Below are 6,853 nucleotides of genomic sequence, written 5' to 3' on the forward strand. Positions count from 1 at the left end.
CCCCCCCGAGACGGAGGTAACGGGATTGACCGATCTGTCCGCCACCACCGGCGTGACGGACCGCCCGAGCGGCACCGCGCAGGAACCCGGGCGGGGCAACGGGAATCCGGATCCGATCCGACGATTCCTGGATCAGCAGAACCCCGAAACCCCTTGCCTGGTCATGGATCTGGCGCAGGTGCGAGACCGCTACCGGCAACTGCGCACCGCGCTGCCGGATGCGCGCATCTGCTACGCGGTCAAGGCCAATCCCACTCCCGAGGTCGTCGGCGAGCTCATCGCCGAAGGTGCTTCGTTCGACGTCGCCAGCCCCGGTGAGATCGAGCTGTGCCTGGCCAAGGGCGCGGCACCCGAGTCGATCTCCTACGGCAACACCATCAAGAAGCGCCGCGACATCGCCCGCGCCCACGAGCAGGGCGTGCGCCTGTTCGCCACCGACAGCCACGCCGACCTGGTCAACATCGCCGAGGTCGCGCCGGGTTCGCAGGTGTTCTGCCGCGTCCTGGTCGACAACACCGGTTCGAAGACCCCCTTCGGCCGCAAGTTCGGCTGCACCCCGCAGCAGGCCGCGGACCTGCTGGTCCGCGCCGCCGAGCTGGGCCTGGACCCCTGCGGCGTGTCGTTCCACATCGGATCGCAGCAGCTGGACCCGGCCGCCTACCGGCACGGCGTCGACGCCGCAGCCGGTGTGTTCGCCGACTGCGCCGCGCGCGGAGTGCGACCGCGCATGGTCAACCTCGGCGGGGGACTGCCCGCCGGCTACACCGAGACCGCGCCGCCGCTGGCCGACTACGTCACGGCCATCGAGCAGGCGCTGGATCACGCGTTCGGCCCGCAGCGGCCGGAACTGCTCATCGAGCCCGGACGGTTCATCGTCGGCGACGCCGGCGTGCTGCGCAGCGAGGTCGTGCTGGTCACCGACTCCTGCGACGGGCAACGGCGCTGGGTGTACCTCGACATCGGGCGCTACAACGGACTCGCCGAAACCGAGGGCGAGGCCATCACCTACCGGTTGCGCACCTCGCGCGACGGTGACCAGGAAGGCCCGGTCGTGCTGGCCGGGCCCACCTGCGACGGTGACGACGTGCTCTACCAGCGGACCCACTACGAGCTTCCGCGCACGCTGCGCGGCGGCGACTGGGTGGATCTGCTGTCGGCGGGCGCGTACACCGCGAGCTATTCATCGGTGGGTTTCAACGGGTTCACCCCGCTGCCCACCTATTGCGTCGACGGCGATCAGCGGCCGTGATCTGCTGCGGCGGCACGTCCGTCCGCGGTGGCGCGAGAAGCGAGACGCGGCGAATCTGCGAAATGATGGGAGGTCGATAGATGTCCGTTGACACCGGAGCACAGGTCGGTCTGTTCACCGGAAGGCACGTCCTGGCAGAGCTGGAGGGCGTTGAACCGGAACTGCTGGACGACGAGCAGTACCTGCGAGAAGTCCTGCACAACGCGCTGAGCGAGTCGGACGCCACGGTGTGCCAGATGATCGCCAAGCGGTTCGACCCGCAAGGCGTCACGGTGTTGGCGCTGCTGTCGGAGTCCCACGCCTCGCTGCACACGTACCCGGAGGACGGCTCGATCTTCATCGACGTGTTCACCTGCGGGCACACCGCGAAGCCGGAGCTGGCCGTGGAACTGCTCGCCGAGGCCCTCCAGCCGACGACCAAGAACGTGCAGACGATCCAACGAGGCCACGACTACGCCGAACTGGTCTGCTGAGGGTGCGACGGTTCGTTCTCGGCCTGCTCGGCGGTGCGGGTGGCAGAACCTGAGCGATTTCGTGGACTCCGTGCGCCACTCCTGATGTGTTCCGCTTACCCAGGGGTTGGACATCGGCGTCGCGGCGTACTCGCCACGAAACCGCTCAGAACCTGCGGCGGTGCGAGTTGCTCAGGTGGGGAGAGCGAAAGCGGCTTCGCCGCTTGCCGGATGTCCGCAGTTGGACCTGAGTGGGGAACGGTCTACTTTCGCGTGTCGGCGGGCCCGCCACGGGAGCCGGCGGGATGCTTGGCACAAATCGATGGGGAATTCAGGAGGAACACCGTTGATCGAACTCGACGGGCACCGGTGGATCAAGGAGCCGATGGGCGCCGACCTGCAGCGCCTGTGGCGGGTGGACGACGTGCTGTGGGAGGGCGACACCCCCTACCAGCACGTGGTGATCGCGCGGACCGCGCAAGGCGTCTCGCTGTTCTGCGACGACGACCGCCAGAGCACCGAGTTCTCCCAGCTGGTCTACCACGAGGCCATGATGGTGCCGGCGTTCCTGCTGGCCGCGCAGGTGGATCGGGTGCTGATCATCGGGTCGAGCGAGGGCGTGGCGAGCCAGATGGCCGTCGCGGCCGGTGCGACCCGGGTGGATCACGTCGACATCGACGAGCTGTGCGTGCGCAAGTGCGCCGAGCACCTGCCCTACGGCTACACGCCGGAGGAGCTGGCCGCCGCCGAGAAGGGCGAAGGTCCGGTCACGATCCACTTCGCCGACGGCTGGAGCTTCCTGGACACGGCCCCGCCGGAGGGCTACGACATCGTCGTGGTCGACCTGCCCGACGAGCGCGCTGACGACGACGGTCAGCACAACCGGCTCTACGGCCTGGAGTTCATCCAGCGCTGCCAGTCGGTGCTGTCGGCCGGTGGTGTGGTGGCCTTCCAGGGCGGTTGCCCGACGGTGTGGCGCAACGAGACGCTGATCCGCGCCTACAACCGGTTCCAGTCGGCGTTCGAGACGGTCGCCTACTTCGGTTCCGACGAGCACGAGTGGGCGTTCCTGTTCGGCCGGGTCGAGCCGATCGACGACCCGATCAACCTCATGCTCGAAGCGCTCCCGAGCAGCGCCTACGAGCCCGAGACGATCGACGACGCGTCGCTGATCGGCGCCACGGTCCCCCCGATCTCGGTGCGGAACCAGTCCTGACCCAGGAACCTCCTTCCGTCCTCGACGCTCCGTCCTACGGGGCGTCGAGGTAGGGGTGGAAGTCCATCGCCCCGTCGCGCGGGAGGAACCACTGGTCGAAGGCGAGGCCCTGGGTGTGCAGCTCGGCTTCGAGCTTGGCGGCCCGCTCCACGACCTCCGGCTCGGCATCGCCGGCCAGCGGCACGTCGATCTCGTAGAGCTCGTGGTGCTCCAGGCCGCCGAACGCCGCGTCCGCGAAGTTCTCGAACACCGGCTCGCTGTCGTCCCACGACATGAGCTCAGCGGCTTCCAGGACCACCCGCGCCTCGTTGATCACCAGCCGGAGCGCGAGCGCTTCGGCGACGCTGCGCGGCGAGGTCCACACCGGTTCGGTGAGCCGGACCGCCACGGCCGCTGAGGCCAGCACGAACGCGCGGGCGAAGAACGCGTCGTAGCGCTTGTCGTAGCAGGGCGGCAGCTCTTCCAGGACGAGCAGTCCGACGGCGTCGGAGACGGTCGCGTTGTTGACCGCCAGCGCGAGCTCGTCGTAGAAGATCTCGTCGGTCACCACCCGCACCGCGTGCACCAGGGCTCCCGCGGCCAACGCCGCGTGCTCTCCCTCGACGCCGAAGACGCCGGTGTCGAAGGCCCGCAGCCTGGGCGCGAGCTCGGTGAGCCGGCGCTTCCAGTGGCCGGTGTCCATCGCGGGCTCGCCGGAGGACTCCATGGCCTCCTCGATGGCGGCCTGCAGGGCGTCGTCGGCGTCGACGTCGTCCGCGGCGGCCAGCCGTTCGTTGAACTCGTCCTCGGTGATGCGCACAGCCGACTCGGCGACGGACCAGCCGATCAGCAGCTCGGTCTCCACGATGAGCTCGTCGAGCACCGAGGCCGCGCCCTCCTCCGCAGCCTGCAGCGACGGCGCGTCCAGCGCGAGCAGCACGCTCACGCCCGCCGGGTGCACGGTGATGCGGTAGTCGAGCACGTCGATCTCGGACTCCTCCGGCCCGCTGACCCCCTCGACCATGGCGAGGTGGCGGTCGAGCACGGCCGCGACGCCTTCCTGCTGCAGCGGGTCCAGCTCCACCACCTCGGCAGGTGGTGCCAGTTCTGCCGTCACCGCGTAATCCACCGCGTATCGCCCTCTCCTCGACTGCTGGACGGCATGGTACGACGTCCCCCTGCCGGTGACCCGTCCAGCAGGCGGGGTGTCGGAGTCGGCCATGATGGTCCGGTGACGACGAGCGTGGTGGTCTTCGGCAGCTGCAACATGGACCTGGTGGCCTACGTGCCGGTCGCGCCCAAGCAGGGCGAGACGGTCACCGGCCGCGAGTTCCGCACGGTTCCCGGTGGCAAGGGCGCCAACCAGGCGATCGCCGCCGCGAAGGCGGGTGCGGACGCGCGCATGATCGGCGCGGTCGGCGGCGACGAGTTCGGAGCCGAGATCCGCCGGGTGCTCCAGGAATCCACTGTGGACATCCAGGGCCTGCGAACGGTGCCCGGCCGCAGCGGAACGGCGCACATCGTGGTCGACGACGGCGGCGACAACTCGATCGTCGTGGTCCCGGCGGCCAACGGAACCGTGGACGCGCTCGCCGACGGCGACGAGGAGATCATCGCCGGTTCGGACAGCCTGCTGCTGCAACTGGAGATCCCGCAGCCCGGGGTGGCCGCAGCCGCGGCGGCGGGCAAGCGCAACGGCGTGCGGGTCGTGCTCACCCCCGCTCCGGCGGTCCCGCTGCCCGAGGGGCTGCTGCGCGACGTGGACCTGCTGGTGCCCAACGAGCACGAGGCGGCCGTGCTGACCGGCCACGACGACCCCGAACGCGCGCTGACGGCGCTGCTGGAGCTGGTTCCCGAGGTGGTGATCACGCTCGGTGCCCGGGGATGCGTCTACGGCAGCCGAGAAGGGACCCGCCACGAGGTCCCGGCCTTCGAGGTCCAGGCGGTGGACACCACGGCGGCCGGCGACACCTTCGTCGGTGTCCTCAGCGCCGCGCTGGGCGAGGGAGAAGAAGTCCCGGCCGCGCTGCGCAGGGCGGCGGCGGGGTCAGCACTGTCCGTGCAGCGCAATGGCGCGACGAGTGCGATGCCCACTCGGGATGAAATCGTCCGCTTCATGGCGAACTGATAGTCGCAAACCTCGATTACCCGCTGCCGACGACGGCCGCCGGCGGTCATTGCCGGGTAATGCGCGGGACTTTTGCGGGAGGCCGGAAATGTCCGAAGCCAAATCCGGCCACCCGTGCCCGGCTGTTCACCCAGCGTTGTCGTAAGCCTCGACGATCTCGGCCGGAATGCGACCCCGGTCGGAAACCTGCATGCCCTGTTCCCGAGCCCATTCCCGAATGGCCTGGTTGCGTTCCCGGTCGGCCTGCGTCGGCGCGCCCGAGGGCTTGCCCGGCTTGTTGCCAGACCGCTTGCGGCCACCGGTCTTACGTGCGTTGGCCACGAAGGAAGCCAGCGCGTCCCGCAGTTTCGCGGCGTTGTCGACGGACAGGTCGATTTGGTAGTTCACCCCGTCCAGGGCGAACTCGACGGTGCTGTCGGCTTGCGAGCCGTCGACATCGTCGACCAGCTGCACGGTGACTTTCTGCGCCACGGTTAAACCTCGATTCCGGCTCGAATCCAGTCTCTGCGCGCACATGCCCGCGCGACGAAGAGCGAGCGAACAATAAACGATCGTCGGAAGAATGTTCCACCCGGTATCGAATTTCGGCCGCCGGTCGGATTACCTTGGGTTGAAAACCGGCACATCCGGTTACCGACCGTTAGTCGGCGGTGGCCGGGCCGCGGCAGCGGACGTCCGGCGGGCCGAGCGGTTTTCGGCCGATCGGGCTGCTGTTCTATGGTTGAGTGCGAGACATCTGCTAAGTGTCGTGCTACAACGTGGTCAGGACCAGCAGTAGTCTTACCTGGAAGTCGCGGATCGAGACGGGGCGCGTTCCCGAGACAGGTGATCATGGCCGAGCGGATTCAGGTTGATCTCGTCGATGACATCGACGGGTCGCCAGCCAAGCACACCGTCACTTTCGCGCTGGATGGCGTGAGCTACGAAATCGACCTGAACGACGGCAACGCTCAAGCGCTGCGTTCTGTGCTCGACCGCTACATCAAGGCTGCTCGCGCGCCCAAACCCGCGGCTCCTCGCAGCACCAAGCAGCAGGAGCGCGAAGAGGAGCAGGCGCGGCAGGCCAACAAGCAGCTCACCGAGCAGATTCGCGGTGCCGCCCAGCGCACCCGCGACGCCTTGAAGAAGCCGGAAGCGGCGGATGCCGCGCAGGTTCCTGAGAAGGACGCTGAGCCGGAGCCGGTCACCGCGAAGGAGTCGGAGCTGGTTCCCGCCGAGGAGGCCAAGCCCGAGACCGGTGTCGAGGCGCCGGCGGTGTCGCTGCCGCTGTTCTCCTCCGCCGTCGACTAGAACCGGCGCGAGGACCGCAGCAAAAACCGCACCGGAGATCTGTGCTGAATCCGGTGCGGTTCGAGTTCTCGGGTGTTGTTCAGTCCGCCGCGCGGTGTCTCCGCGCACGCGTGCGGGTGCCCGTCGCGCGCGTTTCCTTCACCGGTGCCGAGTCCGCTCCGTCGGCGAGCGCGGCCGCGAACTCCGGTGGAGCGCTCGGGCCCCAGTTGCGATCCTCCGGATCAGCCAGAGTGTTGCGCAGCTCGGTGTATATCGGAGTCGAGTCCACTGCTACCCCCGTTCTGACAAGTCGTCGGCAGGCTACCCGCGAAATCGGGCAGTACCCGCTCCTAAGACCAACTACCACCCGAAGGTGGATCGCGCACTACGCGAGACGTCCACGAGCCGTTCATGCTGGCGGACCCTGCACACAGCCTCTGACCTGGTGTTTCACCCTTAAAGGGGGGGTGGTGTTCACGGGGTTTTTCGGGGTGCGTAAAGTATTCCAAGTCAGAGCGACACGGGCCGGGAAAAACCGGGCCGGGCCTGACGGGGCCCCG

7 protein-coding genes are annotated in these 6,853 nt (G+C 68.4%); 5 read left to right on the forward strand and 2 right to left on the reverse strand.

The window, feature by feature from the left end; all coding sequences use genetic code 11:
• Positions 1-25: 25 nt before the first annotated feature.
• The 3 genes from E1181_RS30630 to E1181_RS30640 all read left to right on the forward strand — a co-directional run bounded on the left by E1181_RS30630 (position 26) and on the right by E1181_RS30640 (position 2,917).
• Positions 26-1,249 (forward strand): type III PLP-dependent enzyme, encoded by a 1,224-nt coding sequence (locus E1181_RS30630; RefSeq protein ID WP_132679894.1) that lies wholly within the window; start codon positions 26-28, stop codon positions 1,247-1,249.
• A gap of 80 nt (positions 1,250-1,329) precedes the next feature.
• On the forward strand, positions 1,330-1,722 hold the full coding sequence (speD, locus tag E1181_RS30635) for an adenosylmethionine decarboxylase (RefSeq protein ID WP_132679895.1): 393 nt from the start codon (positions 1,330-1,332) through the stop codon (positions 1,720-1,722).
• Between the two features lie 325 nt (positions 1,723-2,047).
• Positions 2,048-2,917 carry a spermidine synthase gene (locus tag E1181_RS30640; RefSeq protein ID WP_132679896.1) on the forward strand — a complete coding sequence of 290 codons (870 nt, stop codon included), beginning with the start codon at positions 2,048-2,050 and terminating at the stop codon, positions 2,915-2,917.
• Positions 2,918-2,951: 34 nt separating this feature from the next.
• Here the strand turns inward: E1181_RS30640 and E1181_RS30645 are convergent, their stop codons facing one another.
• Positions 2,952-4,013, reverse strand: coding sequence for a hypothetical protein (locus E1181_RS30645; RefSeq protein WP_235877170.1), 1,062 nt, complete (start codon positions 4,011-4,013; stop codon positions 2,952-2,954).
• 114 nt (positions 4,014-4,127) lie between these two features.
• On the opposite strand from E1181_RS30645, the gene rbsK reads away from it, so the two are divergent.
• Positions 4,128-5,024, forward strand: a complete 897-nt coding sequence (gene rbsK, locus E1181_RS30650) for a ribokinase (protein ID WP_132679898.1) — start codon at positions 4,128-4,130, stop codon at positions 5,022-5,024.
• A 126-nt stretch (positions 5,025-5,150) separates the two neighbouring features.
• Here rbsK and E1181_RS30655 read toward each other — a convergent pair whose 3' ends face one another.
• Complete coding sequence (locus E1181_RS30655) at positions 5,151-5,495, reverse strand: histone-like nucleoid-structuring protein Lsr2 (RefSeq protein WP_132679899.1); 345 nt, start codon at positions 5,493-5,495, stop codon at positions 5,151-5,153.
• 360 nt (positions 5,496-5,855) lie between these two features.
• Between E1181_RS30655 and E1181_RS30660 the strand changes: the two genes are divergently transcribed.
• Entirely contained in the window at positions 5,856-6,314 is a 459-nt protein-coding gene (locus E1181_RS30660) for an Lsr2 dimerization domain-containing protein (protein ID WP_132679900.1), read from the forward strand.
• Positions 6,315-6,853: the final 539 nt, after the last annotated feature.

Origin of the sequence: Saccharopolyspora terrae (assembly GCF_004348435.1) — a bacterium.
GTDB lineage: Bacteria > Actinomycetota > Actinomycetes > Mycobacteriales > Pseudonocardiaceae > Saccharopolyspora > Saccharopolyspora endophytica.

Excerpts from the sequence above, each read along its gene's own strand:
- speD (WP_132679895.1), top strand. The coding sequence starts at position 1,330 with ATGTCCGTTGACACCGGAGCACAGGTCGGTCTGTTCACCGGAAGGCAC.
- E1181_RS30660 (WP_132679900.1), top strand. The coding sequence starts at position 5,856 with ATGGCCGAGCGGATTCAGGTTGATCTCGTCGATGACATCGACGGGTCG.